Origin of the sequence: Enterobacter sp. DSM 30060 (assembly GCF_013375955.1) — a bacterium.
GTDB lineage: Bacteria > Pseudomonadota > Gammaproteobacteria > Enterobacterales > Enterobacteriaceae > Enterobacter > Enterobacter intestinihominis.
The window spans coordinates 3,760,621-3,785,691 of sequence record NZ_CP056118.1 but is presented as its reverse complement, the minus strand read 5'-3'; the positions used below and the strand labels follow the sequence as shown (position 1 = coordinate 3,785,691).

Below are 25,071 nucleotides of genomic sequence, written 5' to 3'. Positions count from 1 at the left end.
AGCTTCTGAGGAGATACAAAATGAAAACCTTACGTTGCATGGCCTACCAGCAGAACGGCGTTTACGTAGCTGCGTGTTTAGACCTGTCATTGGCAGCGCAAGCAGATACCATGCAGGACGCCGTAAAAAAACTGGACGAACAGATTAAAGACTTTTTCACTGAAGCACTATCAGAACCGGAATATGCAAAACAATTACTTAGCCGTAAAGCACCGCTATCTATGTGGCTAAAGTATTGGGTGATCGCCTTTCAGGTCTTTGTCAGAAAACGAGGTGAAGCAAAGCTCTTTGCTGAACCTTGTGATGCTCATGCTTAGGACTGCATTACATGTTCTTGAAAAAGCTTACCCCTTTGAAATACGACGAGGTAATCAGAGGGCTTAAGAAAATGGGGTTTGAAATGAAACCCAAAACAGGAACCTCTCACGAACAATGGGTTCTCAAGAACAGCAAAGGGAAATGGGTGGTTACAGTTGATAAGCATCACGCCCCATTTTCCAGAGATTTGATAAAATCCATGGCTAAACAAGCCGGGCTGAAAGATCGCCACTTTCACGCATTATGCAGAGGTGACGCTACGCTTGAAGATATAGGATTTCAAATCACCAGCTAAAACCCGGCCACCGCGCCGGGTTTTTATTTACCCTTCCGGACCATCTCAGTCGCATCCCGTAACATCCCTTTGTGAATCACGTTCCCGACGGCTTTACGCTTCCCTTCCAGAAATCCCACAATGTTGTCCTTGTTAATCTCAATCCCGTTGTAAACCAGCTCGAACACCACACACCCAACCTCTCCAGCCATGAAGGCTATCCGGTCATCTGCAAGCTCATCACGATCCATAGCCACCTCCTGATGTTTTTTCAAACATACCATCATCGGAGCTAAAAATAAATTTCGTTTAAAAACAACCAAATAAAACCACATTAATCATTAATACAACTATTGTTGTTGACGATAAAACAACTATGGTTTTTAATAAGCCCATCGAAACGAAACATCGACAGCTGAGCGAAGTTAGCCAGCGGCGGACAGCAAGTCGCCTGCTTTTTAACAACATGCAGATTTACAGCGTCAATGACCTGTTAAGACCCCTACACGTAAACGTGCAGTATCACCGGGTGCGATCCGGTCGGTGAGAGAGTATCCCCGCGCGAGAGCGAGAACGGCGTGAGAACGGGCAACACTGGCAGAGAGTTGGCGCTGACCAATACAGGGATGTTTTGGGATTGGATGAATGCGGGCTGAACTGCCGTCAGAAAGACGCAGCCTGGAAAAGCTTTAAGCGAAAGAACAGCATGGCGCCGTAATCCTACTACGGCCATCCAATCACCAAAGCATTTCGATTCATCAACCCACGCAACAAAGGAGCTTCTATGCGACGGCAAAGCTATATCGCTCACAAATAATCGGTACCACAAATGCTTTCGGAAACCCCGGCGATGTCGGGGTTTTTGGTGAGTGCTTTGGGCTGGCAGACGGTTATCAGCTAGTTGGTGAGGTAATGGCTCACCAAGGCGACGACGGCCTTCCCTGCTTCATTGTGGGGAGCCAGCACCAAAGCATTTCTCCCGCATCAGCGGGTAACGACAGAGGGTAAGGCGATGGCAATAGATGCGACGTTAAAAGTTAAACAAATTAACTCTATTAACCCATACGGCGACGGATGGAATAGGCATATGGAAATCGATATCGACAGTATCGAGTTAGTTGAATGTGTTAAGCCGGAAGAAATTATTTCTGAGTACACGGCGGCATCACTTCTTGATGCAATGGATGAATCTGATGTGGTTCGCTGGCTTGAAAACGAAGGTTACACAGTAACAAGCGATTGACCCGCCACGGCGGGTTTTTTATCGGCCATACATAGGCAGATTTTCGAGTCTGCCCATTTATGACAACCGGCGGCCATCCACCGCCCATTAGCGCAGAAGTCTTGTTTAACGTTCGGCGGCGCGGCCTTAAGCGTGGAGATGAATATGAGCAAAGAAAATCATGGCGGACCAGCTTTTCCTCACATAAGAAAGCCGGTAGCCCCAGGCGTGGAAGAGGTTATTACCAATGGTGGTATGTCGCTGCGAGACTATTTCGCAGCAAAGGCAATGCAGGGCAAATTGTCCAATCCTGAATGGATGGCAAGTGATGCATGCACTGCAACTGAGGCCTACGAAATGGCAGACGCAATGCTACGCGCCCGGGAGGCATCATGACAGTAACCCACAACGGAAAGCAGTACACCGCCAAAAAGCTCAACGATAACGAGTGGCAGCTGACGTCGTTATCGGCACCGCGTGACAAGCTGACGCTTAACCGCTGGCAGATGCATATCGCTGGCCTCCTGGAACAGGTTGAGGTGAAGGTATGACTATCAATCATCAGTTGCTGCGGCTTGCGCAGCAGAAAGCTCGTGACGCCAAAGCGCAGCGCAATGGCGCCAAATGGATGGAAGCCAACGAAGAGATGAAAAGAGCTGCTGGCATGCCGTGGTATCGCGGACGTCAGGTTTCGACGCAGTAATTATTCCTCATGCCTGATTACCCTGACTATCCTTCGCCGCATATCCTTGTAATTCTGAGCAATATAGTCACCAGTCCTCAGGTTATAGATAGTAACGTCAGTATCGGGAGAATCAGGATGGAATTGCTCCACAAGCCATTCATCATCATCACCTGATATAGCAACCACGTCCCCTTCACTGAAAGCAATAAATTCCATGATCGCAACCTCTTTAATGGTGGAGTCATGAATTTAGCCAATCAGCAATAAATCATCAAATTCACGCGCTTTGGTAGCCAATTTGTACCGGGCTTTGCACATCCAAATTTCAGGAGTTCAGCCATGAACGCATTCCTCACTTACGACCGTATCGAAGACCGGCGCTGGGTTGAGCAGCAGCTCACCGACGAGAAAGAGAAGTGGATCGACGACCGGGCGCAGCAAATCATCGACATGATGCCAAAAGAGCCGTCCGGCCTCTTCCACTTCTCCGTACCTATTGACTCCAGCCCATACGAAGGACTTCGCAGCGATAAAGCTGGCGAGGCCTACAACGATTTCATTTCGGCAGTTGCTTACGCCCAGGCGGAATACGACTGGGAACACCGTACCGGCTGCCCGTTTTAAGGATGCATGAAATGTCTGAAACTAAAACTCACTACCGAAAAGCTTTTGACTCCCCTTACCTGAGCAGCGCCGATATCGTTGAGCCAACGGTGCTGACGATCGCCCGGGCAACGTTAGAAAACGACAAAACAAAAAAATCCAAAGACGTTTTTAACACTGCTTATTTTGAAGAGCGTGAGCTGCGCCCTGGCGAAAAGCTTAAGCCGATGATTCTGAATGCCACGAACAGCAAGATGCTGAAAAGCATTACCGGCTCGCCATTCCTTGAAGATTGGGTTGGCGTAAAGGTCACTGTTTACGTCGATAAAAATGTCCGGTTCGGAAAGGAATCGGTTGAAGGCCTCCGCTTAAGCCCGGCACGCGTTACAAAGCCGGTGCTTTCACCGGAAAAAACGCAGGCATGGAATAACGCTAAGGCCGCCTTCAAGCGCGATGGCAACCTTGATGCAGTGCTGGCGAGAATGGACATTTCTCCAGAACATCGCCGCCAACTTGAGCAGGAGTGTTCATCATGATCTGGCACGACGTCGAGCAAAACGGTGAAGAGTGGGATGCTCTTCGCCTGGGTAAGGCCACCGCTTCAAACTTCGGTCTGATCATGGCTAACGATGGTAAAGCGTTTGGCGAACCGGCCAAGCGTTACGCTCTACAGTTGGCTCTGGAGCAGATTAAGGGGTGCAAGTCTGAGTTTGGCTTCTCAAACGACCACATGGAGCGCGGGCACGAACAGGAGCCAATTGCCCGCATGCTGTACGAAGAGATGAACTTCGTCGACGTGGATAACGGCGGTTTCTTTGATCACGACACGTACGGCGACAGCCCCGACGGCCTCGTTGGCCAGGACGGGCTCGTTGAGATTAAGTCGGTCATTGCCGCCACTCACTATTCCACCCTCACCCGCGGTTCCTTCGATCCGGCATACAGATGGCAACTGGTCGGTCACCTTGATTGCTCTGGCAGGGATTGGGTGGACTTCATCAGCTACTGCTCAGACTTCCCGGATGGCAAGCAGCTCATTGTCTATCGCCTAACGGCCGCCGAATGTGAAACAGAGATAGAAAGACTGAGATCTCGTCGGCAGGATTTCATAAAACTCATAGCTGAAACAAAAGCGAGAATCATGGAGGTTATGTGATGGCAGAAACCTGGCAGCCATGGGAAAACCTATTCCTCTATGACGCTTGCAAAACAATGCCTCTTCCACTTATCGCCGAAAAACTCGAGCGCACGGAACGCGCAGTCACCACTCAGGCGACACGGATCGGCGCTCCTCTACCTTCCAGAATGACAGGCAGACAATGGACCAAAGCAGAGTTGTTTCTGTTTGGTCGATTCACTCCAGAGGAAATCGCCGCGGCAACCGGCCGCTCTATCCACTCCGTGCGCAGCAAGCGCAACTCACTTTCCCGATCGTCAGGAGGAAAAGTCATGCCTGAATGGACAGCAGAAGAAGTTGCATACCTGTGGCGCCACACAAACGCAGAAGTCTCAGAGATGACCGGACGGAGTATCGAAGAGGTCGGAGATAAGCGTCTGGCTGTGAATATTGAGCGTAATGGCTGGGATGTTAACGATCCGGAGCGTACATCATGAAATATGGAAGCGTGTGCAGCGGTATCGAAGCTGCCAGCAAAGCGTGGGAACCTCTCGGCTGGAAGCCAGCCTGGTTCTCTGAAATCGAACCCTTCCCTTCGGCAGTTCTCGCCAACCACTGGCCGGAAGTAACCAACCTCGGCGACATGACCAAAATATCCGATGCGGTGCGCACTGGTGATGTCGAAGCGCCTGATGTTCTTGTCGGTGGTACGCCTTGCCAGGCATTCAGCATCGCCGGCTTACGTGAAGGCCTGTCTGATGACCGCGGCCAGTTAACCCTCTCTTACGTGGAATTAGCCAATGCAATCGATGCAAAGCGCCGCGAACGCGGTGAGCCAGAAGCAATCATCGTCTGGGAAAACGTCCCCGGCGTGCTCAGCAGCAAAGACAATGCCTTCGGGTGCTTTCTGGCAGGACTTGCCGGAGAAAGCTGTGAATTGCAGCCAGCAGGGGGAAAATGGACGCACGCTGGTTGTGTGTCTGGACCAGAAAGGGTTATCGCCTGGCGCATCCTTGATGCTCAATTTTTCGGGGTGGCCCAACGACGCCGCCGTGTGTTCGTTGTCGCAAGTGCTCGAAAAGGATTCGATCCCGCAGCGGTACTTTTTGAGCTCGACAGCGTGCGCCGGGATTCTCCGCCACACCGAGAAACGCAAAAGGCTGTTGCCGCCCTTACTGCACGAGGCGTTGGAACGTGTGGCGCAGACGACAATCAGGCACAAGCTGGACACCTGATTGCTTTTGGCGGTGGCAATACTGCCGGTCATATTGATGTGGCGACCGCCTGCACCGCGCATGGGATCAGTTTGGATTTTGATACTGAGACTTTCGCAGTGCACGGCACGCAGGATCCAGATACCAACCGAGAACTTGCGCACACGCTCGGACGCAACAACGGACAGGAAAACGCGATAGTTACTGAACCATTCACATTGGCAATCCGTGGGCGGTCAGAAGGGAGCACGGTCGAAGTGAGAAATGACGGAACTGCCAACGCGCTTTTGACACCGAATGGCGGCCGCGCTGGTATGGGGGTCGGAGCTATCGGGTGGGGTATGCAGGTTCGCCGCCTGACTCCCCGTGAGTGTGAGCGCCTGCAGGGATTCCCCGACGATCACACCTTGATTGAATACGGTCGCAAAGTAAGCCCCGAAAAAATGGACCGTGATTTTGCCAAATACTTGATGCGCGGTGGAAAGATGACGTTTGAAGAGTGCTGTGGGCGGGCGGCCGATGGACCGCGCTACAAGGCGATAGGTAACTCTATGGCTGTGCCGGTTATGCGCTGGATCGGTGAGCGCATCGCCGCAGCGCTGCCAGTAGAGAAGTTGAATGGTGATTATGGCGGAAGTAAAACACCGCTCGACCAGCGTGACCTCTGGCGTACTCCTCCAGCCCTCTTCGCTTCCCTTAATGCTGAGTTCTGCTTTCAGTTGGATGCCGCCGCAGCGCCGCATAATGCGCTATGCCGGAAGTTTATCACCGCCGAGCAGAACACGCTGGAAACGCCCTGGGCTGATTACCTGAATGTGCCTGGATACGTCTGGCTTAATCCGCCATATAGCGACATCACGCCGTTCGTTAAGAAGGCTGCAGCCGAGAGCGCCAATCAGATCGGCACGGTCATGTTGGTACCCGCTGATACTTCGGTTGGCTGGTTTAAGGAGGCTATTCAAACAGCCAGTGAGGTTCGCTTTATCACCGCCGGGCGACTGGCATTTATCAACCCGGTCACTGGTAAGCCAGTATCGGGAAATAACAAAGGGTCGATGCTCATCATCTGGCGACCTTACCCGCGTACACACTGCCACTTCGCAACTGTGGACCGGGACGAGCTTATGGCTTTCGGGGCGAAACTTCTCGCCCGCCGGGAGGCCGCATGACGCCAGAACAGGAAAATGCCATCCGTGCACAGGGACGTAAATGCGTCGATGAAATCCGCCAGGCACTTAAAGCCAGACCAAAGCCGAAATGGAATGTGGTAGTGCCTCCGATCCTGAAAAAACATCACCAGAAAATTGCTCCGCTTGGTATCAGCCTGGTGGCATTCGTTAGCAGCATCGGCCGGATGCAAGGCCGGTACGGAGTGGAATCATGACGCTAACCAAACGAATCACAAGGTCGCTAATGCGGCCTTTTTATTTTCTCGCGTTCACCTTCAACCGAATTAACCGACAGTTCATGGAGCACTGACTATGGCTGACATTATCGATAACGCATCAACGCTTGAAGATTTACAGCGTGAAGCGGCACTGAGCATGCACAGACTCAACCACTCAGCAGTATCAGCTACGCACTGTGAGGAGTGTGGTGACAAGTTACTGGATGCTCGCCGGAAAGCATATCCGGGATGCACGATGTGCGTCGAGTGCCAGAGCAATATGGAATTGCGTAAGAAGATTGGGAGGATGTGATGCTTACTCTACAACACTTCCTAGATAACCCGACATGGGCCGCGGCGGACGGATACGACTTCAATTATTTCGACTGCATGGCGTATACAGCAGCGCAATATGACGGCGTGTTTCTGGCGGTTCTCGGTGTGGCGGAGAATTTTTTAGACACAGAGGTACGCGAACTGCCATTCGTGATTTTAGTGCTATTTGTTGCTCTCGTTGGGGTGATTATCTGGCCTCTTACGTTTTGGCTTACAGCCATATGGATATGGTTCAGATGCCGGCACCATCGCCAAAAATACCAGTACGGAAACGGCATGACAGAGATTGCTCGCAGGAATCTAGACAACTGGAAGCGGAAGTTCGAGCGCGAGCGAAAGGTTAAGTGATGCGTAGATTAACCAATGTTCCAGCTAATTCAACGTGGTCAGATTTACTCTGACAATTCCGGTTGGCCGGTAATAATCCATTCAGTCACATCAGAAATAGTCCGCTACTGGCGACAGGGCCGGATCAACACCGCTTCAATCGACCGATTCACCAATGACTTTGAGCACCTCGATCACCGTGAGGCGGCGCAGATACGCGCCGAACTGGAGACGAGCGAGCACATTAAATCGCTGCGTGCCCAGCGCGCGGCATGAGGAGAGAGCGTGAAACCTTACGAATCGAAGAAATCACAGTTCACCAGAAACCTGATCCGGCGGCGCCACGCTGAATGGTCAGAAAAGACCTTCGGTAATGTCGGACCCATCGGGCCGTTGAAACACCTTTCGAAAGAAGCGCTGGAAGCTGCCGCCGCTCCTGGCGACCTCAGCGAGTGGGCTGATATGCAGTTCCTGCTTTGGGACGCGCAGCGGCGCGCAGGCATCACCGATGAGCAAATCACCGCGGCGCTGGAAGAAAAGCTGAAGGTGAATATGGCGCGCCAGTGGCCGGAGCCGAAAGACGGCGAGCCGCGCCTCCACATCAAACCATGACGCAACTGATAGCCAGTTATGAGCTGGCTATTGGGTGCGAAAGCACTGCCTCACATCCCTTGATGTTATTGCCGCCTACGGGCGGCTTCTTTTTGCCTGGAGAAAACCATGAGCGACATTATTCAGTTGGTACCGAATAAATGGGTCACAGAGGAACTTTTAACTGCGACAACCGGCATGTCAAAGCACATGATTCAGCATGCCCGCCGGTCTACCTGGATGGAGGGAAAGCATTATCGCCATGTTGCCCCTGATATGGCACCTAAGCAAAACAGCCCAATCATGTATAACCGCGATGAGATAAACCACTGGATCGAGCACCAAAGCCCAGCGAAACGCCGGAGAATATCTGCTTAAATGTCCTTTGGCACATCAAACGAGGAATGATTATGGCAGCATACCCAACAGGCGTAGAGGTTCATGGCGAATCGTTACGCATATGGTTCATATATCAGGGGAAGCGTGTCAGGGAAAATCTCGGCGTTCCTGACACGCCAAAAAACAGGAAAATGGCAGGCGAACTTCGGGCTTCAGTCTGCTTTGCGATAAAGACAGGCACATTCAATTATGCCTCGCAATTCCCTGATTCATCGAACGCAGAGAAATTCAGCACTGTCAGAAAGCAAATCTCACTACTTGAACTGAAATCGAAATGGCTTGGGCTTAAAGAGATGGAGCTTAGCCTCGGGACGTTGAGGCGTTACGATTGCCACCTCACAACCACTATCGAAACAATTGGTGAGCACAGGTATATCGGCAGCCTGAACACTGAAGATATCCTTAGTGCCAGGAAGGAGCTACTGAACGGCTGGCAGAAGACCAGACATGGTCTAAATCATCCACCCAAAAAGGGAAGAAGCGTTCCTACAGTCAATAGCTATATGGCATGCCTTGGCGGGATGCTGAGCTTTGCTTTCAAAAGTGGCTACCTGAAAACCGATCTGATGGCAGGTATTACCCCTCTCGCAAAAGAAAGACCCATTCCAGATCCTCTTACTTCTGATGAGTATCAGAGAGTGGTTGCGGCCTGCCCAACGCTACAGTTTCAGAATATGGTTATCTTTGCGGTAAATACAGGCGTCAGGCATGGCGAACTAAGCGCGTTATCCTGGGAGGATGTGGATACTGTCAACTGGACTGTTACAGTGTCACGGAACTATTCCCTGAAGGGAAACTTCACCCTGCCAAAAACCAACGCCGGGATTCGAACAATACAGCTGACCCAGCCAGCAATTGATGCACTCAAGGCGCAAATGCCACTGACCAGAATGATGGCATCCCACAAGGTAAGCGTCAGCCTACGGGAATACAAAAAAAAGAGAACCGATGAATGCACCTTTATATTCTCGCCGTCCATTACTTCAATGAACGGTAAGAAGACGATGTGCTACGTCCCAGGATCCATTAATTCAGCCTGGCGCACTGCCCTGCGTCGTGCAGGCGTCCGACAAAGACGGTCTTATGAAACCAGGAACACATATGCGTGCTGGGCACTGGTCGCCGGAGCGAACCCAAATTTCGTTGCGCACCAGATGGGCCATTCGTCAGCGCAAATGCTATTCACGGTTTACGGTAAATGGATGACCGAGAATAACCATGACCAGGTGGGCATTTTGAACGCATCATTTACTCAAAATGCCCCACCGATGCCCCATAGAAAAACCGCATAACCTTAACTATCTGATTTAACATATTAATATCACTTCAATCATGATTCATCTGGATGAGCAAGGTCGGCTCTTTTGCCTTTAGCTTCCTGCCGGTAATGTTCTGTATCGCCATTCCTCTGGGTCTGGCGCGCGAAAACAAAGGCGTGGCGGCGTTTGCGGGCTTCGTTGGCTATGCGGTCATGAACCTTGCGGTTAACTTCTGGCTGACCGCCAAAGGGATCCTGCCCACGACCGACGCGGTGGTACTGAAAGCCAATAACATTCAGAGCGTGATTGGAATTCAGTCCATCGATACCGGGATCCTTGGAGCCGTGATCGCGGGAGTGATCATCTGGATGCTGCACGAGCGCTTTCATAACATCCGCCTGCCCGATGCGCTGGCCTTCTTCGGCGGCACCCGCTTTGTGCCAATCATTACGCTGGTTGTGATGGGTCTGTTTGGTCTGTTCATCCCTCTGATTTGGCCGGTTTTTGCCATGGGGATCACCGGTATTGGCCGCATTATCAACGGCGCGGGTGATTTCGGCCCGATGATTTTCGGTACGGGTGAACGTCTGCTGCTGCCATTTGGTTTACAGCACATCCTGGTTGCCCTGATCCGTTTTACTGAAGCAGGCGGCACTATGGACGTTTGCGGTCATTCCGTTAGCGGCGCGCTGACCATCTTCCAGGCCCAGCTGAGCTGCCCGACCACGCACGGCTTCTCTGAAAGTGCGACGCGTTTCCTCTCTCAGGGGAAAATGCCTGCCTTCCTCGGCGGCCTGCCGGGCGCTGCGCTGGCGATGTACCACTGCGCCCGCCCGGAAAATCGTCATAAAATTAAAGGCCTGCTGATCTCCGGCGTTATTGCCTGCGTGGTGGGCGGTACGACAGAACCTATCGAGTTCCTGTTCCTGTTCGTGGCACCGGTGCTGTACCTCATCCACGCCGTACTGACAGGCCTGGGCTTCACCGTGATGGCTGTGCTCGGTGTAACCATCGGTAACACTGACGGTAACGTGATTGACTTCGTGGTATTCGGTATCCTGCACGGCCTGTCCACCAAGTGGTACCTGGTGCCGGTTGTGGCCGCCATCTGGTTCGCGGTTTACTACGGGATCTTCCGCTTCGCCATCACCCGCTTTAACCTGAAAACGCCTGGCCGCGATACCGATACGGCCACCAGCGTTGAACAGGCAGTGGCCGGTACCGTTGGGAAATCCGGATATAACACGCCGGCTATTCTGGCGGCGCTGGGCGGTGCGGATAACATTACCTCTCTGGATAACTGCATCACCCGCCTGCGTTTGTCTGTGGCGGACATGTCCAAAGTGGATACCAATGCACTTAAAGCTAACCGGGCTATCGGCGTGGTACAGTTAAATCAACACAATTTGCAGGTCGTCATTGGCCCGCAGGTACAGTCAGTGAAGGATGAGCTGGCAACCCTGATGCGAACCGTCGAAGCCTGATGCCTCGCCCCCCTCGTCATGAGGGGGTTTTACTTTACGGAGCACCGTCATGTTTGATTTTTCTACCGTCGTGGATCGACACGGCACCTGGTGTACCCAGTGGGATTATGTCGCTGACCGTTTTGGGGCTGCCGACCTGCTGCCCTTCACCATCTCTGATATGGATTTCGCTACCGCTCCCTGTATTACCGATGCGCTGCACCAGCGCATCAACCACGGCGTGTTTGGCTACAGCCGCTGGAAAAATGACGAATTTCTGGCTGCCGTGGCGCACTGGTTCCGGCAACGCTTTAACAGTCAGATTGATACCGAAACCGTAGTGTATGGGCCGTCGGTCATTTATATAGTCTCGGAGCTGATCCGCATATGGTCCGCGCCTGGCGACGGCGTGGTGGTTCATACCCCGGCTTACGATGCCTTTTATAAAGCCATTGAAGGCAACCAGCGTACCGTTGTTTCCGTGCCGATGCAGAAAACGGCGCGTGGCTGGGACGGCAATATGGCCGCGCTGGAAGCGGCGCTGGCAAAACCGGAAAACACGGTTCTGCTGCTGTGTAGCCCGCAAAATCCAACCGGCAAAGTCTGGACGCGGGAAGAGCTGGCCACTATTGCAACGCTTTGCAGCCGTCATGATGTGGCGGTAATCAGCGACGAAATTCATATGGACATGGTATGGGGCACGCATCGCCATACCCCGTGGAATGAGGTTGCACGCGGTAAATGGGCGCTGCTGACCTCGGGTTCCAAAAGCTTCAATATTCCGGCACTGACGGGCGCCTGGGGGCTTATCGCCGATGACGACAGCCGTAACGCCTATCTGAATGCCTTAAAAGGGCGGGACGGACTCTCTTCCCCTTCCGTGCTGGCGCTGACCGCGCACATTGCTGCTTACCGGCAGGGCGAACCCTGGCTGGACGCGCTGCGGACCTATCTCGAAGAAAACCTGTGCTACATTGCTGACGAACTGAATGCTGCATTTCCGACACTCAACTGGCAACCGCCAGAGGCCACCTATCTGGCCTGGATTGATCTCAGCCCACTCGGTATTGATGACAATACGCTGCAAAACGTGCTGATTGAACAGCAAAAAGTGGCCATCATGCCGGGATATACTTATGGGGATGAAGGAAAAGGCTATGTGCGACTGAACGCTGGTTGTCCGCGTAGTAAGCTTGAACAGGGCGTTCAGCGCCTTATCGCTGGCATCAACACTCTACTGTAAATAATTTGCGCAACGGAATATTCCCTTGCGCAAATAGCTTTTTCCCCCGTTTTGTTTTTATAATATGGCGCACTTTAACCAGCAAAGAGTGCGACCATGATTGATACACGCCTGCCTTTAACTGATATTCACCGCCACCTCGACGGGAACATTCGTGCCCAAACTATTCTCGATCTTGGTCGCCAGTTCAATTTAACGCTTCCTGCCGAAACGCTTGAAACCCTGATCCCCCATGTCCAGGTGACGTCGAACGAGCCGGATCTGGTAAGTTTTCTGAGCAAGCTTGACTGGGGCGTGAAAATGCTGGCCTCGCTCGATGCCTGTCGCCGTGTCGCCTTTGAAAACATCGAAGATGCCGCTCGCAACGGCCTGCACTATGTCGAACTGCGTTTCTCTCCGGGTTATATGGCGATGACCCACAGTCTCCCCGTAGCGGGCGTGGTTGAAGCGGTCATTGAGGGCGTGCGTGAAGGTTGCAAAACCTTTGACGTTCAGGCGCGTTTGATCGGCATTATGAGCCGTACCTTCGGTGAAGCGGCCTGTCTTCAGGAGCTGGAAGCGTTACTGGCGCATCGCGACCAGATCACCGCCATCGACCTGGCCGGTGATGAGTTGGGCTTCCCGGGCAGCCTGTTCCTGTCTCATTTCAACCGCGCACGTGATGCAGGATGGCATATTACCGTTCATGCTGGCGAAGCCGCGGGGCCGGAAAGCATCTGGCAGGCCATTCGTGAACTGGGTGCGGAACGTATTGGTCACGGTGTGAAAGCCATTGAAGATCGCGCGCTGATGGATTTCCTCGCTGAACAACGTATTGGAATCGAATCCTGCCTGACCTCAAATATTCAGACCAGTACAGTGGCGTCGCTGGCGCAACACCCGCTGAAAACCTTCCTTGAACACGGGGTGCTGGCTTCACTGAACACGGACGATCCGGCGGTTCAGGGCGTAGATATTATTCACGAATACAACATCGCCGCGCCGCAGGCCGGGCTGAGCCGCGAGCAGATCCGTCAGGCGCAAATCAACGGGCTGGAGATCGCCTTCCTGACGCCTGAAGAGAAACAGGCGCTGCGCGATAAAGTTGCTCAGTAGTCCTCTTTACTGCCGGGTGGCGCTGCGCTTACCCGGCCTACGAAAGCGTTTGGCACTTATGCCAGACAGAGCGTTGCGCGATGTTTGGCGGATTCGATCCCCAGCTCGATGAGCTCCATAATCTGGATTGCCTGGCTCGCCGGAACCGGATTTTCACCTGAACCGTTCAGCGCGTCACGAATTGCGGCGTAATACGCCGGATAGTTCCCAGGCTGGGTCAACACCGTCTCTTCAACCAGTACCTCACCCTCCGCACGCGTCACCACCCCGTCCCGCATGTCGTAGCCCCAGTCCTCCTGCGGTAAGCGTTCGCCATTTTTGAGGCGCTCTTCCTGCGGATCCAGGCCGAACTTCACATAGCTGCCGCGCGCCCCGTGAAGGATATAGCGGGCCGATTCCGCCGCCGCAAGCATTGTCCCGTGCAGCACAATGCGCCGCTGCGGATAACTCAAAACGGCGTGGAAATAGTCGGTGGTCTGCGCCCCCGGCCTGAGCTGCGCTAAATCGACCGTCATGCTTACGGGCAGACCAAACAGATGAACGGCCTGATCGAGAAGATGCGGCGCTAAGTCATACCAGATGCCGCTGCCCGGTCCCGCCTGCTCGCGCCAGCGATCTCGCACCTGCGGACGATAACGATCGAAGTGAGACTCAAAAAAAGCAATTTCGCCGAGCGTGCCTTCGTTTATCAGCGCTTTGATCGTCAGGAAATCACTATCCCAGCGCCGGTTGTGAAAGACCGACAATAACCGACCCAGGCTTCGCGCCAGCGCATCCAGCTCGCGCGCCTGTGACAACGTCACGGTAAAAGGCTTATCGACAACGACATGTTTGCCAGCCTCCAGCGCCGCTTTCGCCAGGGGGAAATGGGTGTCGTTAGGGGTGGGAATGACAATAAGGTCAATATTAGGATCGTTAAACAGATGCTTAGGCTCCGTTACCACCGGCACGGCTGGCCAGTCGGCATGGACTTTGGTTTCATCGCTGCTTGTGATAGCCGCCAGTTCCATTCCCGGCGTGCCGGCAACCAGCGGCGCATGAAAGGTTTTGCTTGCGTACCCGTAGCCAATAAGACCGACGCGGATGTTTTCACTCATCGTATGCCCCCTCGCTGTGCGCTTATTTATCACTGGCCTTGTGCTTAACGCACAGATTAATAATGTGCCCTGTGAGTTAAAATAGCATCTCGCGACAGCTTTTTTTGTTACCTCGCTTTAAAGTGTGTATATGGGGCCCGGGAATCGTTCCCAAAGCGCTTGCTCTGTCGAAAAGGCCGCTGTAACATTTGTAATCTGTATTTATGGATAAATTACAAACACAAAATATGTCATCAATAATTAATCGAATCATTGAATTAGCGGGATGGATTGTCCTTGGCGTTTCAGTCGTGTTGCTCGGCATTGCCAGCCATATCGATAACTACCAGCCGCCGGAGCCTGTTACTGTTGCTCAACAAAAGTAAGCCGCATCGTCATAAAGCGTGACACATTACGTCATGGAACGTATTGCCAGCCGTAATGAACGGGGTTACCCTTCTCTTCCAGGCATCTGCTGATGCCTGAATCTTCGCAAAGAAAACTCCTAATTTCGTCGCGTTACCCGAGTGGACAGTTTACGTCTTTATTAATCCGTTTATTATTCGAACGCATTACCTTTATGGGTATTACCCTTTTATATGGAAACTTATTAATATGACAGTTCAGGACTATTTATTAAAATTTCGCAAGATCAATTCCCTCGAAAGCCTGGAAAAACTGTTTGACCATCTGAACTACACGCTGTCGGATAATCAGGACATCATCAATATGTACCGCGCGGCTGACCATCGTCGCGCCGAACTCGTCTCTGGCGGTCGTCTGTTCAACGTGGGGGAAGTACCTAAATCTGTCTGGCGTTACGTTGTATAAGAAAGTAGCCTTCGGCGTGAAATGTTATATACTCTCCGCCCTGCAAATTTCTGTATAACATTTCGCGCAGACTATGGGAGAGCGTATGACCGCATTGCCTGGAGAGAGAATTGGGGGCTGGTTAATCGCCCCGCTGGCATGGCTGCTGGTGGCTTTATTAAGCGCTTCGCTGGCGCTGTTGCTTTACACCACTGCACTGGTTACTCCTCATGCTATCCAGACACTGATGTCTCAGAGCGCGCTCAATATTGCGACGTGGTTTGTGTCGTTCGTTTTCGCACTCGCGATGTGGTACTACACGCTTTGGCTGACCATCGCCTTCTTCAAACGCCGCAGAAGCGTGCCGAAACATTACATTATCTGGCTGCTGGTCTCCGTGCTGCTTGCCGTCAAAGCGTTCGCTTTTTCGCCAGTTTCTGACGCACTGGCGGTTCGCCAGCTACTCTTTCCGTTGCTTGCGACGGCGCTTCTGGTGCCCTATTTCAAGCGGTCGACGCGCGTTAAGAAGACCTTCGTTAACCCGTAATAACCTTACAGTTAACCTGTTGTGGCCTGTTGTCGTTTATCCGATAATAGGCGGCTCTTTTATTTCAGGCTAAATAATGACCGATTACTTACTGCTCTTTGTCGGAACTGTGCTGGTTAATAACTTCGTACTGGTGAAGTTCCTTGGCCTGTGCCCGTTTATGGGGGTCTCCAAAAAGCTGGAGACGGCAATGGGCATGGGGCTGGCCACCACCTTCGTGATGACGATGGCCTCCATTTGCGCATGGCTGATTGATACCTGGATCCTGATCCCGCTGGACATGCTCTACCTGCGCACCTTGTCCTTTATTCTGGTCATTGCGGTGGTGGTGCAATTTACCGAAATGGTAGTGCGTAAAACCAGCCCTGCCCTGTATCGCCTGTTGGGTATTTTTCTGCCCCTCATCACCACCAACTGTGCTGTGCTGGGCGTGGCGCTGCTCAACATCAACCTTGGGCATAATTTCATGCAGTCGGCGCTGTACGGTTTTTCCGCGGCGGTCGGTTTCTCTTTTGTTATGGTCCTATTCGCGTCGATTCGCGAGCGTCTGGCAGCGGCGGATATTCCCGCGCCGTTTCGCGGTAACGCCATCGCTCTGGTGACCGCAGGTTTAATGTCTCTGGCCTTTATGGGCTTTAGTGGTCTGGTGAAGTTGTAATGAGTGCTATCTGGATTGCCATCGCGTCCATCAGCGTACTGGGACTCGTCTTTGGCATCATTCTGGGTTATGCCTCCCGCCGGTTTGCGGTAGAGGACGATCCGGTGGTTGAAAAAATTGATGAGCTTTTGCCGCAGAGCCAGTGTGGGCAGTGCGGCTACCCTGGCTGCCGTCCTTACGCTGAGGCGGTGGGCGTGCAGGGAGAAAAGATCAACCGCTGCGCGCCGGGTGGCGAAGCGGTCATGCTTAAAATAGCTGCCCTGCTGAACGTCGATCCGCAGCCTGTCGACGGCGATGAACAGGCGCAGGAGCCCGTTCGTGCCCTTGCTGTTATCGACGAAGCCAACTGCATCGGCTGCACCAAATGTATTCAGGCGTGCCCTGTCGACGCCATTGTAGGCGCAACCCGCGCCATGCACACCGTTGTGGCGGACCTGTGCACCGGCTGTAACCTCTGCGTGGCCCCCTGCCCGACGCAGTGTATAGAACTCCGCCCGGTTGAAACGACGACCGAAAGCTGGAAATGGGATCTTCAGACCATTCCGGTTCGCAATATTCCTGTGGAACAACATGCTTAAGTTATTTTCTGCTTTCAGAAAAGAGAAGATCTGGGACTTCGACGGCGGTATCCATCCCCCGGAAATGAAAACCCAGTCAAACGGTACGCCGCTGCGTCAAATTCCGCTGGCGACCCGCTACGTGATGCCATTGAAACAGCACATCGGCGCGGAAGGCGAGCTGTGCGTGAAAGAAGGCGATACCGTCCTTCGCGGCCAGCCGCTGACCTTTGGTCGTGGACGTATGTTGCCGATACATGCCCCGACTTCGGGCAAGGTGGTGGCTGTTGCCCCCCATACCGTTGCCCATCCCTCGGCGTTGTCTGAGCTGAGCGTCATCATTGAAGCCGACGGGGAAGATCGCTGGATCGATCGTGACGGCTGGAGCGACTACCGTTCCCGCAGCCGTGAAGCGCTGATTGAACGCATTCATCAGTTTGGCGTAGCAGGTCTTGGAGGCGCTGGCTTCCCGACCGGCGCCAAGCTTCACGGCGGCGGCGATAAAATCGAAACGCTGATTATTAACGCCGCCGAGTGCGAACCGTACATCACCGCCGATGATCGTCTGATGCAGGACTGTGCCGCGCAGGTGGTGGAAGGTATTCGCATTCTTGCGCATATCCTGCAACCCCGCGAAGTGCTGATCGGTATTGAGGACAATAAACCGCAGGCCATTTCAATGCTACGTGCGGTACTGGCGGACAGCCATGATATCGCCCTGCGCGTGATCCCGACCAAATACCCGTCCGGCGGGGCGAAGCAGCTGACGCAGATCCTGACCGGAAAACAGGTCCCCCACGGGGGCCGTTCGTCCGATATCGGCGTGCTGATGCAAAACGTGGGTACTGCCTACGCGGTGAAACGTGCGGTGATTGACGGAGAGCCATTGACCGAACGCGTCGTCACGCTGACCGGCGAGTCCGTCTCCCGTCCCGGCAACGTCTGGGCGCGTCTGGGTACGCCGGTGCATCATCTGCTGGAACAGGCTGGCTTCTGCCCGGGGAGCGAGCAGATGGTCATTATGGGCGGCCCGCTGATGGGCTTTACCCTGCCGTGGCTGGATGTGCCAGTGGTGAAGATTACCAACTGCCTGCTCGCCCCTTCCCCAACGGAGATGGGCGAAACGCAGGAAGAGAAAGGTTGTATACGCTGTAGCGCCTGCGCGGATGCGTGTCCGGCAGACTTGCTGCCGCAGCAGTTGTACTGGTACAGCAAAGGCCAGCTGCACGATAAAGCCCAGGCGCATAACCTGGCTGACTGTATTGAATGCGGTGCCTGTGCCTGGGTCTGCCCAAGCAATATTCCGCTGGTGCAGTACTTCCGTCAGGAGAAAGCCGAAATCTACGCTATCTCCATGGAAGAAAAACGTGCCGCTGAGGCGAAGGCCCGCTTTGAAGCGCGCCAGGCGCGACTGGAGCGCGAGAAACAAGCCCGTCAGGAACGCCATAAGCAGGCTGCCGTGCAGCCTGCGGCGAAAGATCAGGATGCGATTAACGCTGCCCTCGCCCGTGTGCGGGAGAAGAACGCGACTGCCGCTCAGCCGGTAGCGATCGTGGCTGGCCAAAAGCCGGACAATAGCGAAGCGATTGCCGCCCGCGAAGCGCGTAAAGCCGAAGCGCGTGCACGTCAGGCGGAGAAGGCGCAAAACGCCAAACCGGAAGCCGACACAGACCCGCGTAAAGCGGCGGTGGAAGCGGCTATCGCCAGGGCAAAAGCCCGTAAAGCCGGTCAGCAGACAGTGGTGGTTGAACAGGAAGCGACCGATCCGCGCAAGGCGGCCGTTGAAGCCGCTATCGCCCGCGCCAAAGCACGTAAAGCGGCACAGCTTCAGCCTGCCGAAGAGAGTGAAGCGCCTGTCGACCCACGTAAAGCCGCCGTTGAAGCGGCCATCGCCCGTGCCAAAGCACGAAAAGCGGCACAGCAGGACGAACGGCCTGCGGCCGCCAACGACGATCCACGCAAAGCCGCAGTCGCCGCCGCGATTGCGCGTGTTCAGGCAAAGAAAGCCGCGCAGCAAGCCGTTAACGAGGATTAAATGGTTTTCAGAATTGCAAGTTCCCCTTATACCCATAACCAGCGCCAGACATCGCGTATTATGATGCTGGTGTGCCTGGCCGCGTTGCCAGGTATTGCCGTACAGTGTTGGTTTTTCGGCTGGGGTACGCTTTTCCAGTTAGTTCTGGGTTGCGCCAGTGCCGTCGCAGCGGAAGCAGCGATCCTGAAGCTGCGCAAAATGGAGGTGACTCGCATCCTGAGCGATAACTCCGCCCTGTTGACCGGCCTGTTGCTTGCCATCAGCATTCCCCCGTTCGCCCCGTGGTGGATGGTAGTATTGGGTACGGTATTTGCGGTGATCATCGCCAAGCAGCTGTACGGTGGGCTGGGCCATAACCCGTTTAACCCGGCAATGATTGGTTACGTGGTGCTACTGATCTCCTTCCCGGTACAGATGACCAGCTGGCTGCCGCCGCATGAGATCGCCGCCACGGTGCCCGGCTTTATGGATGCCCTGAACGTTATCTTTACTGGCCACACCGCGATGGGCGCGGATATGAACGCGCTTCGCATGGGCGTGGATGGCATCAGCCAGGCCACCCCGCTCGATACCTTCAAAACCTCCCTGCGTGCCGGCCACAGCGTCGAGCAGGTGATGAAATCGTCTATTTACAGCGGCGTACTGGCGGGTGCGGGCTGGCAGTGGGTCAATCTGGCCTACCTGTTGGGCGGTGCCTTCCTGCTGCAACAAAAAGCGATCCGCTGGCATATTCCGGTGAGCTTCCTGGTGACGCTGGCCGTCTGTTCAATGCTCGGCTGGGTCATCTCACCTGAGTCACTGGCCAGCCCGCAGCTCCATCTGCTCTCCGGCGCGACCATGCTCGGGGCATTCTTTATTCTGACCGATCCGGTCACCGCCTCTACCACCAACCGAGGTCGTCTGATTTTCGGCGCGCTGGCGGGCTTGCTGGTCTGGCTTATTCGCAGCTTTGGTGGCTATCCGGACGGCGTGGCATTTGCCGTACTGCTGGCTAACATCACCGTTCCGCTCATCGACTACTACACGCGTCCACGCGTGTACGGTCATCGCTAAGGGTTACGCCATGCTAAAGACTATGCAAAAACACGGCGTCACGCTGGCGATCTTCGCCGCCGCCCTCACCGGGCTGACCGCGCTGGTAAATGAACTGACGAAAAGCACCATTGAAGAGCAGGCAATGAAGCAGCAAAAGGCGTTGTTCGATCAGGTGATCCCATCAGACTTCTATGATAATAACCTGCAAAAAAGCTGCTTTGTCGTGCAGGCCCCGCAGCTCGGTAAAGGAACACACCGCGTTTATATTGCCCGTAAGGGCGAGAACCCGGTGGGTGCCATCATGGAAGCCACCGCGCCGGACGGTTACTCTGGCGCAATTCAGCTGCTGGTAGGCAGCGATTTTTCCGGCACCGTGCTGGGTACGCGCGTGACGGAACATCACGAAACGCCGGGCCTTGGCGACAAAATTGAAACACGCCTGAGCGACTGGATTTTACACTTTGCCGGTAAGATGATTCATGGCGAGGACGATCCTGCTTTCGCGGTGAAAAAAGATGGCGGTGAGTTTGACCAGTTCACGGGCGCCACGATTACGCCCCGCGCGGTCGTCAACGCCGTCAAACGCGCCGGTCTGTATGCCGAAACGCTGCCCGCGCAGATCAATCATCTTTCCGCCTGTGAGGAGTGACCATGAGCCAGGTTAAAGAGGTTATCGTCCAGGGACTCTGGAAGAACAACTCGGCATTGGTACAGCTGTTGGGATTGTGCCCGCTGCTGGCGGTGACGTCTACCGCCACCAACGCGCTCGGGCTGGGGCTGGCGACCACGCTGGTGCTGACCCTGACCAACTTCTCCATTTCTGTTTTGCGCCGCTGGACGCCATCGGAAATCCGTATTCCGATTTATGTCATGATCATTGCATCGGTGGTCAGCGTCGTGCAAATGCTGATTAACGCCTACGCATTTGGCCTGTACCAGTCGCTCGGGATCTTCATTCCGCTTATCGTGACTAACTGTATTGTCGTGGGACGCGCTGAAGCCTTCGCGGTGAAAAACAACCCGGCAATTTCCGCGCTGGATGGGTTTTCCATCGGCATGGGCGCGACTGCCGCCATGTTCGTCCTCGGCTCTCTGCGTGAAATTCTGGGCAACGGTACGCTCTTCGACGGTGCGGACGCGCTGCTTGGCGGCTGGGCGAAATCGCTGCGTATCGAGGTGTTCCATACGGACACCCCGTTCCTGCTGGCCATGCTACCGCCAGGCGCATTCATTGGCCTTGGAATGATGCTGGCGTTAAAATACCTGATTGACGAAAAACGTAAACGCCGCGCCGCTGAACGCAGCGTACAGGAAGGGATCCCCGAGAAAGCAGTATGAATAAAGAGAAACGCATTGCGATCCTGACGCGCCTGCGCGATGAGAATCCTCATCCAACGACAGAGCTGAATTTTAACTCGCCGTTTGAACTGTTGATCGCGGTGCTGCTCTCTGCGCAGGCCACTGACGTGAGCGTCAACAAAGCCACGGCCCTGCTCTACCCTGTCGCCAATACGCCGCAGGCCATGCTGGGGCTGGGGGTTGAAGGGGTAAAATCCTATATCAAGACCATCGGCCTGTTTAACAGTAAGGCCGAAAACGTCATTAAGACCTGCCGGATCCTGCTTGAGCAGCACGGCGGTGAAGTCCCGGAAGATCGCGCAGCGCTGGAAGCGTTGCCAGGCGTCGGGCGTAAAACGGCAAATGTCGTGCTCAACACGGCGTTTGGCTGGCCGACGATCGCCGTGGACACTCACATCTTCCGCGTTTCTAATCGCACCCGGTTCGCGCCGGGTAAAAACGTGGAAGAGGTGGAAGAAAAGCTATTAAAAGTGGTCCCTGCGGAATTTAAGGTGGATTGCCATCACTGGCTAATCCTTCACGGGCGCTATACCTGTATTGCACGTAAGCCACGCTGCGGCTCCTGCATTATCGAAGATCTCTGTGAATACAAAGAAAAAGTTTATCCCTGAAGGTACATCCACTTGTTACTGTTCAAGCCCTTAGATTAAACAAGGGCTCTGATATCTTCTCCCTTGGCCGTAATTTTCCCTCTCATTGTCCATAAAGTGTTGTCGATTCTGCGGATATTTAACACTCAAACAGGTTAATAGTTTTTTCATCACCAAAAATTTCTATACATCTGTGATCGCGATCACTCTGATAACTTGATGTTGGATTTTTGTTGTTAAAACCCTCTCCACGCCTTTGCCAGACAAGATCTCATCCATTACTCACCGCATATAAGACCAGTCATTTTTCATAATATGGGCTATATCACTGCCTTTCACCCAAAATAGCAGAACATATCGCCATACAGCCATTCACCAGGGTCATTTACAGTGAAAAAAACCACCAATTCTCAACGGATGAAATTTAACGCTGCATAACATTTGCGTGAACCGATGATTATACCGCCACAGTTATATGTAACAGATTATTACAAACGTATTGCCAGATGGGGCTGGATAGTGAACATTACCCGCCGTTTCCCCTCCCAATATAACTATAAAGCGGATGGACTACGGTCATCACGCTATGAACACCCCCGTTAATATGGGATGTAAAAAAAGAGGTATATGTGTCTACTGCAAACAATAAACCAACAGATGAGAGCGTAAGTCTTAACGCTTTCAAACAGCCTAAAGCGTTCTATCTCATTTTCTCTATCGAATTATGGGAGCGTTTTGGCTACTACGGCCTGCAAGGGATTATGGCCGTTTACCTGGTTAAGCAACTGGGTATGTCCGAAGCCGATTCCATCACGCTGTTCTCGTCCTTCAGCGCTCTGGTCTATGGCCTGGTCGCCATCGGCGGCTGGTTAGGCGATAAAGTCCTCGGTACGAAACGTGTCATTATGCTGGGCGCCGTGGTTCTGGCGATTGGCTATGGTCTGGTTGCATGGTCCGGGCACGATGCGGGCGTGGTATACATGGGCATGGCTACCATCGCGGTAGGTAACGGCCTCTTTAAGGCTAACCCGTCCTCCCTGCTTTCTACTTGCTACAACAAAGATGATCCGCGTCTGGACGGTGCATTTACCATGTACTACATGTCCATCAACATCGGTTCATTCTTCTCTATGCTGGCAACCCCATGGCTGGCCGCGAAATTCGGCTGGAGCGTAGCGTTTGCGCTGAGCTTCGTGGGTATGCTGATCACCGTTGTGAACTTCCTGTTCTGTCGCAGCTGGGTTAAAGATTATGGTTCTAAACCAGACTTCGAACCCGTGCATATGGGCAAACTGCTGGCAACCATCGTCGGCATTGTGATCCTGGCCGCTGTCGCGACTTGGCTGCTGCACAACCAGGGTATTGCACGTGCCGTACTGGCCGTGGTTGCGCTGGGTATCGTGATTATCTTCGCTAAAGAAGCCTTCGCGATGCAGGGTGCGGCACGTCGTAAGATGATTGTGGCGTTCATCCTGATGCTGGAAGCGATTATCTTCTTCGTCCTGTACAGCCAGATGCCAACGTCCCTGAACTTCTTCGCAATCCGCAACGTTGAGCACTCCATCCTGGGTATCGCGTTCGAGCCGGAGCAGTACCAGGCACTGAACCCGTTCTGGATCATGATTGGTAGCCCGATTCTGGCCGCTATCTATAACAAGATGGGCGACCGTCTGCCGATGCCGCACAAGTTCGCGATCGGTATGGTGCTGTGCTCTGGCGCATTCCTGGTGCTGCCGCTGGGGACGAAATTCGCGACCGACGCGGGTATCGTGTCTGTTAACTGGCTGATCCTGAGCTATGCGCTGCAATCCATCGGTGAACTGATGATCTCCGGTCTGGGCCTGGCGATGGTTGCACAGCTGGTCCCTCAGCGTCTGATGGGCTTCATCATGGGTAGCTGGTTCCTGACGACCGCTGGCGCAGCCATCATTGCAGGTAAGATTGCGAACCTGATGGCGGTACCGGACAACGTTACCGACCCGCTGGTCTCCCTGAACGTCTACGGCACCGTGTTCATGCAAATTGGTATCGCGACAGCCGTAATTGCCGTGCTGATGCTGCTCACCGCACCAAAACTCAATCGTATGACGCAGGACGACGACAAATCCGCTAAAGCGACCAACACCGCGAACGCGTAATGTCATCGGGAAACGACTGAACAGAAGCCGCTAATTGATTAGCGGCTTTTTTTTTATCTGAACGCGCACTAACATAGCGGGAACCTCAGCAAAAAGGAGTTACCGATGAAACTGTTCTATAAACCGGGCGCCTGCTCTCTTGCTTCGCATATCACCCTTCGCGAGAGCGGTAAGGATTTCACGCTGGACGGCGTTGACCTGATGAAAAAGCGCCTGGAAAACGGGGGTGACTTTTTTGCGATTAACCCAAAAGGGCAGGTTCCGGCCCTGCTGCTGGATGATGGTACGCTGCTGACCGAAGGCGTGGCGATAATGCAGTACCTGGCCGACAACGTGCCTGATCGTCAGCTGCTGGCACCAACAGGCAGTATCTCTCGCTATAAAACCCTTGAGTGGCTTAACTACATCGCGACCGAGCTGCACAAAGGCTTTACGCCGCTGTTCCGCCCGGATACTCCGGAAGAGTACAAACCGACCGTACGTGCGTTACTTGAGAAAAAGATGCAGTACATTAATGAATCACTGAAAGACGATCAGTGGATCTGCGGTGCGCGTTTCACCATTGCTGATGCGTATCTGTTTACCGTTCTGCGCTGGGCGCGCGCGGTGAAGCTGAACCTGGAAGGATTAGATCATATTGCGTCGTATATGGAACGCGTAGCGGCACGCCCTGCGGTTGCAGCGGCGCTGAAGGCAGAAGGGTTGAATTAATCCGAGCGCGCTGTATTGCCGG

Annotated in this window: 34 protein-coding genes and 4 pseudogenes; 35 read left to right on the top strand and 3 right to left on the bottom strand. The window is 53.8% G+C overall.

Features of this window, described 5'->3' with window-relative positions:
* Positions 1–20: 20 nt before the first annotated feature.
* Positions 21–317: a DUF1902 domain-containing protein gene (locus tag HWQ15_RS18090; protein WP_045265468.1), complete on the top strand. Its 297-nt coding sequence runs from the start codon at positions 21–23 to the stop codon at positions 315–317.
* 11 nt (positions 318–328) lie between these two features.
* Positions 329–613: a type II toxin-antitoxin system HicA family toxin gene (locus tag HWQ15_RS18085; protein WP_045265467.1), complete on the top strand. Its 285-nt coding sequence runs from the start codon at positions 329–331 to the stop codon at positions 611–613.
* Positions 614–636: 23 nt separating this feature from the next.
* On the opposite strand, the gene HWQ15_RS18080 is transcribed toward HWQ15_RS18085, so the two are convergent.
* Positions 637–843, bottom strand: a complete 207-nt coding sequence (locus tag HWQ15_RS18080) for a hypothetical protein (RefSeq protein ID WP_063849964.1) — start codon at positions 841–843, stop codon at positions 637–639.
* Between the two features lie 761 nt (positions 844–1,604).
* On the opposite strand from HWQ15_RS18080, the gene HWQ15_RS18075 reads away from it, so the two are divergent.
* The 4 genes from HWQ15_RS18075 (at position 1,605) to HWQ15_RS23280 (ending at position 2,517) form a co-directional block, all read left to right on the top strand.
* On the top strand, positions 1,605–1,835 hold the full coding sequence (locus tag HWQ15_RS18075; RefSeq protein ID WP_139154040.1) for a hypothetical protein: 231 nt from the start codon (positions 1,605–1,607) through the stop codon (positions 1,833–1,835).
* 144 nt (positions 1,836–1,979) lie between these two features.
* Complete coding sequence (locus tag HWQ15_RS18070) at positions 1,980–2,210, top strand: hypothetical protein (protein ID WP_042889510.1); 231 nt, start codon at positions 1,980–1,982, stop codon at positions 2,208–2,210.
* Positions 2,207–2,365, top strand: coding sequence for a hypothetical protein (locus HWQ15_RS23285; RefSeq protein ID WP_042889509.1), 159 nt, complete (start codon positions 2,207–2,209; stop codon positions 2,363–2,365). Before HWQ15_RS18070 ends, HWQ15_RS23285 begins: the two co-directional genes overlap by 4 nt.
* Entirely contained in the window at positions 2,362–2,517 is a 156-nt protein-coding gene (locus tag HWQ15_RS23280) for a host cell division inhibitory peptide Kil (protein WP_063216521.1), read from the top strand. Before HWQ15_RS23285 ends, HWQ15_RS23280 begins: the two co-directional genes overlap by 4 nt.
* Here the strand turns inward: HWQ15_RS23280 and HWQ15_RS18060 are convergent, their stop codons facing one another.
* The gene (locus HWQ15_RS18060) at positions 2,518–2,715 is read right to left on the bottom strand and encodes a hypothetical protein (RefSeq protein WP_063216523.1); all 198 of its coding nucleotides are present in this window, start codon (positions 2,713–2,715) and stop codon (positions 2,518–2,520) included.
* 123 nt (positions 2,716–2,838) lie between these two features.
* Between HWQ15_RS18060 and gamL the strand changes: the two genes are divergently transcribed.
* The 17 genes and pseudogenes from gamL to add all read left to right on the top strand — a co-directional run bounded on the left by gamL (position 2,839) and on the right by add (position 13,533).
* Complete coding sequence (gene gamL, locus HWQ15_RS18055; RefSeq protein ID WP_063418855.1) at positions 2,839–3,123, top strand: host nuclease inhibitor GamL; 285 nt, start codon at positions 2,839–2,841, stop codon at positions 3,121–3,123.
* 11 nt (positions 3,124–3,134) lie between these two features.
* Positions 3,135–3,333: pseudogene (locus tag HWQ15_RS18050) on the top strand (hypothetical protein).
* A gap of 23 nt (positions 3,334–3,356) precedes the next feature.
* Complete coding sequence (locus HWQ15_RS18045; RefSeq protein ID WP_162148171.1) at positions 3,357–3,638, top strand: hypothetical protein; 282 nt, start codon at positions 3,357–3,359, stop codon at positions 3,636–3,638.
* On the top strand, positions 3,635–4,258 hold the full coding sequence (locus HWQ15_RS18040) for a lambda exonuclease family protein (protein WP_063849968.1): 624 nt from the start codon (positions 3,635–3,637) through the stop codon (positions 4,256–4,258). The genes HWQ15_RS18045 and HWQ15_RS18040 overlap by 4 nt, the downstream gene beginning before the upstream one ends.
* Positions 4,258–4,716 carry a hypothetical protein gene (locus tag HWQ15_RS23275; protein WP_063849970.1) on the top strand — a complete coding sequence of 153 codons (459 nt, stop codon included), beginning with the start codon at positions 4,258–4,260 and terminating at the stop codon, positions 4,714–4,716. Before HWQ15_RS18040 ends, HWQ15_RS23275 begins: the two co-directional genes overlap by 1 nt.
* Positions 4,713–5,780 (top strand): annotated as a pseudogene (locus HWQ15_RS23270) (DNA cytosine methyltransferase); the annotation flags it as partial. The gene HWQ15_RS23275 and the pseudogene HWQ15_RS23270, both read left to right, overlap by 4 nt.
* Before the next feature lie 219 nt (positions 5,781–5,999).
* The gene (locus tag HWQ15_RS23265; RefSeq protein ID WP_223862003.1) at positions 6,000–6,602 is read left to right on the top strand and encodes a phage N-6-adenine-methyltransferase; all 603 of its coding nucleotides are present in this window, start codon (positions 6,000–6,002) and stop codon (positions 6,600–6,602) included.
* Positions 6,599–6,817, top strand: a complete 219-nt coding sequence (locus tag HWQ15_RS18025) for a hypothetical protein (protein WP_063849973.1) — start codon at positions 6,599–6,601, stop codon at positions 6,815–6,817. Before HWQ15_RS23265 ends, HWQ15_RS18025 begins: the two co-directional genes overlap by 4 nt.
* Positions 6,818–6,914: 97 nt before the next feature.
* Positions 6,915–7,133, top strand: a complete 219-nt coding sequence (locus HWQ15_RS18020; RefSeq protein WP_063940195.1) for a TraR/DksA family transcriptional regulator — start codon at positions 6,915–6,917, stop codon at positions 7,131–7,133.
* The gene (locus tag HWQ15_RS18015; RefSeq protein WP_063945717.1) at positions 7,133–7,504 is read left to right on the top strand and encodes a hypothetical protein; all 372 of its coding nucleotides are present in this window, start codon (positions 7,133–7,135) and stop codon (positions 7,502–7,504) included. Before HWQ15_RS18020 ends, HWQ15_RS18015 begins: the two co-directional genes overlap by 1 nt.
* Before the next feature lie 15 nt (positions 7,505–7,519).
* The gene (locus tag HWQ15_RS18010; protein WP_063940193.1) at positions 7,520–7,759 is read left to right on the top strand and encodes a DUF4222 domain-containing protein; all 240 of its coding nucleotides are present in this window, start codon (positions 7,520–7,522) and stop codon (positions 7,757–7,759) included.
* A 57-nt stretch (positions 7,760–7,816) separates the two neighbouring features.
* Positions 7,817–8,089: pseudogene (locus HWQ15_RS18005) on the top strand (DUF550 domain-containing protein); the annotation flags it as partial.
* Positions 8,090–8,203: 114 nt separating this feature from the next.
* Entirely contained in the window at positions 8,204–8,452 is a 249-nt protein-coding gene (locus HWQ15_RS18000; RefSeq protein ID WP_022650951.1) for an excisionase family protein, read from the top strand.
* Between the two features lie 32 nt (positions 8,453–8,484).
* Complete coding sequence (locus HWQ15_RS17995) at positions 8,485–9,765, top strand: site-specific integrase (protein ID WP_023332828.1); 1,281 nt, start codon at positions 8,485–8,487, stop codon at positions 9,763–9,765.
* A gap of 44 nt (positions 9,766–9,809) precedes the next feature.
* Positions 9,810–11,216, top strand: a pseudogene (gene malX, locus HWQ15_RS17990) (maltose/glucose-specific PTS transporter subunit IIBC); the annotation flags it as partial.
* 49 nt (positions 11,217–11,265) lie between these two features.
* Complete coding sequence (locus HWQ15_RS17985; RefSeq protein ID WP_063149328.1) at positions 11,266–12,438, top strand: MalY/PatB family protein; 1,173 nt, start codon at positions 11,266–11,268, stop codon at positions 12,436–12,438.
* 96 nt (positions 12,439–12,534) lie between these two features.
* Positions 12,535–13,533, top strand: a complete 999-nt coding sequence (add, locus tag HWQ15_RS17980) for an adenosine deaminase (protein WP_022647922.1) — start codon at positions 12,535–12,537, stop codon at positions 13,531–13,533.
* A gap of 56 nt (positions 13,534–13,589) precedes the next feature.
* On the opposite strand, the gene HWQ15_RS17975 is transcribed toward add, so the two are convergent.
* Positions 13,590–14,630: an oxidoreductase gene (locus HWQ15_RS17975; protein ID WP_023306015.1), complete on the bottom strand. Its 1,041-nt coding sequence runs from the start codon at positions 14,628–14,630 to the stop codon at positions 13,590–13,592.
* A 239-nt stretch (positions 14,631–14,869) separates the two neighbouring features.
* Here HWQ15_RS17975 and blr point away from each other — a divergent pair, with 239 nt between their 5' ends.
* The 12 genes from blr (at position 14,870) to gstA (ending at position 25,049) form a co-directional block, all read left to right on the top strand.
* The gene (gene blr / locus HWQ15_RS17970) at positions 14,870–14,995 is read left to right on the top strand and encodes a division septum protein Blr (protein WP_151884424.1); all 126 of its coding nucleotides are present in this window, start codon (positions 14,870–14,872) and stop codon (positions 14,993–14,995) included.
* 229 nt (positions 14,996–15,224) lie between these two features.
* Positions 15,225–15,440, top strand: coding sequence for a transcription modulator YdgT (gene ydgT / locus HWQ15_RS17965; protein WP_000217941.1), 216 nt, complete (start codon positions 15,225–15,227; stop codon positions 15,438–15,440).
* 85 nt (positions 15,441–15,525) lie between these two features.
* Positions 15,526–15,966: a DUF2569 domain-containing protein gene (locus HWQ15_RS17960; protein WP_063149327.1), complete on the top strand. Its 441-nt coding sequence runs from the start codon at positions 15,526–15,528 to the stop codon at positions 15,964–15,966.
* Between the two features lie 76 nt (positions 15,967–16,042).
* Positions 16,043–16,624 (top strand): electron transport complex subunit RsxA, encoded by a 582-nt coding sequence (gene rsxA, locus HWQ15_RS17955; protein WP_022647920.1) that lies wholly within the window; start codon positions 16,043–16,045, stop codon positions 16,622–16,624.
* Positions 16,624–17,202 (top strand): electron transport complex subunit RsxB, encoded by a 579-nt coding sequence (gene rsxB / locus HWQ15_RS17950; protein ID WP_015570664.1) that lies wholly within the window; start codon positions 16,624–16,626, stop codon positions 17,200–17,202. The genes rsxA and rsxB overlap by 1 nt, the downstream gene beginning before the upstream one ends.
* Positions 17,195–19,216 (top strand): electron transport complex subunit RsxC, encoded by a 2,022-nt coding sequence (rsxC, locus tag HWQ15_RS17945; protein WP_023299963.1) that lies wholly within the window; start codon positions 17,195–17,197, stop codon positions 19,214–19,216. The genes rsxB and rsxC overlap by 8 nt, the downstream gene beginning before the upstream one ends.
* Positions 19,217–20,269, top strand: coding sequence for an electron transport complex subunit RsxD (gene rsxD / locus HWQ15_RS17940; RefSeq protein ID WP_063149325.1), 1,053 nt, complete (start codon positions 19,217–19,219; stop codon positions 20,267–20,269).
* A gap of 10 nt (positions 20,270–20,279) precedes the next feature.
* On the top strand, positions 20,280–20,900 hold the full coding sequence (gene rsxG / locus HWQ15_RS17935) for an electron transport complex subunit RsxG (protein WP_038415952.1): 621 nt from the start codon (positions 20,280–20,282) through the stop codon (positions 20,898–20,900).
* A gap of 2 nt (positions 20,901–20,902) precedes the next feature.
* Positions 20,903–21,589 (top strand): electron transport complex subunit E, encoded by a 687-nt coding sequence (locus tag HWQ15_RS17930; protein ID WP_003857592.1) that lies wholly within the window; start codon positions 20,903–20,905, stop codon positions 21,587–21,589.
* Positions 21,586–22,221, top strand: coding sequence for an endonuclease III (gene nth, locus HWQ15_RS17925; protein ID WP_023306010.1), 636 nt, complete (start codon positions 21,586–21,588; stop codon positions 22,219–22,221). The genes HWQ15_RS17930 and nth overlap by 4 nt, the downstream gene beginning before the upstream one ends.
* A 608-nt stretch (positions 22,222–22,829) precedes the next feature.
* Positions 22,830–24,338, top strand: coding sequence for a dipeptide/tripeptide permease DtpA (dtpA, locus tag HWQ15_RS17920; protein ID WP_023299961.1), 1,509 nt, complete (start codon positions 22,830–22,832; stop codon positions 24,336–24,338).
* 105 nt (positions 24,339–24,443) lie between these two features.
* Positions 24,444–25,049, top strand: a complete 606-nt coding sequence (gene gstA, locus HWQ15_RS17915) for a glutathione transferase GstA (RefSeq protein ID WP_045308481.1) — start codon at positions 24,444–24,446, stop codon at positions 25,047–25,049.
* The last annotated feature ends 22 nt before the right edge of the window (positions 25,050–25,071 follow it).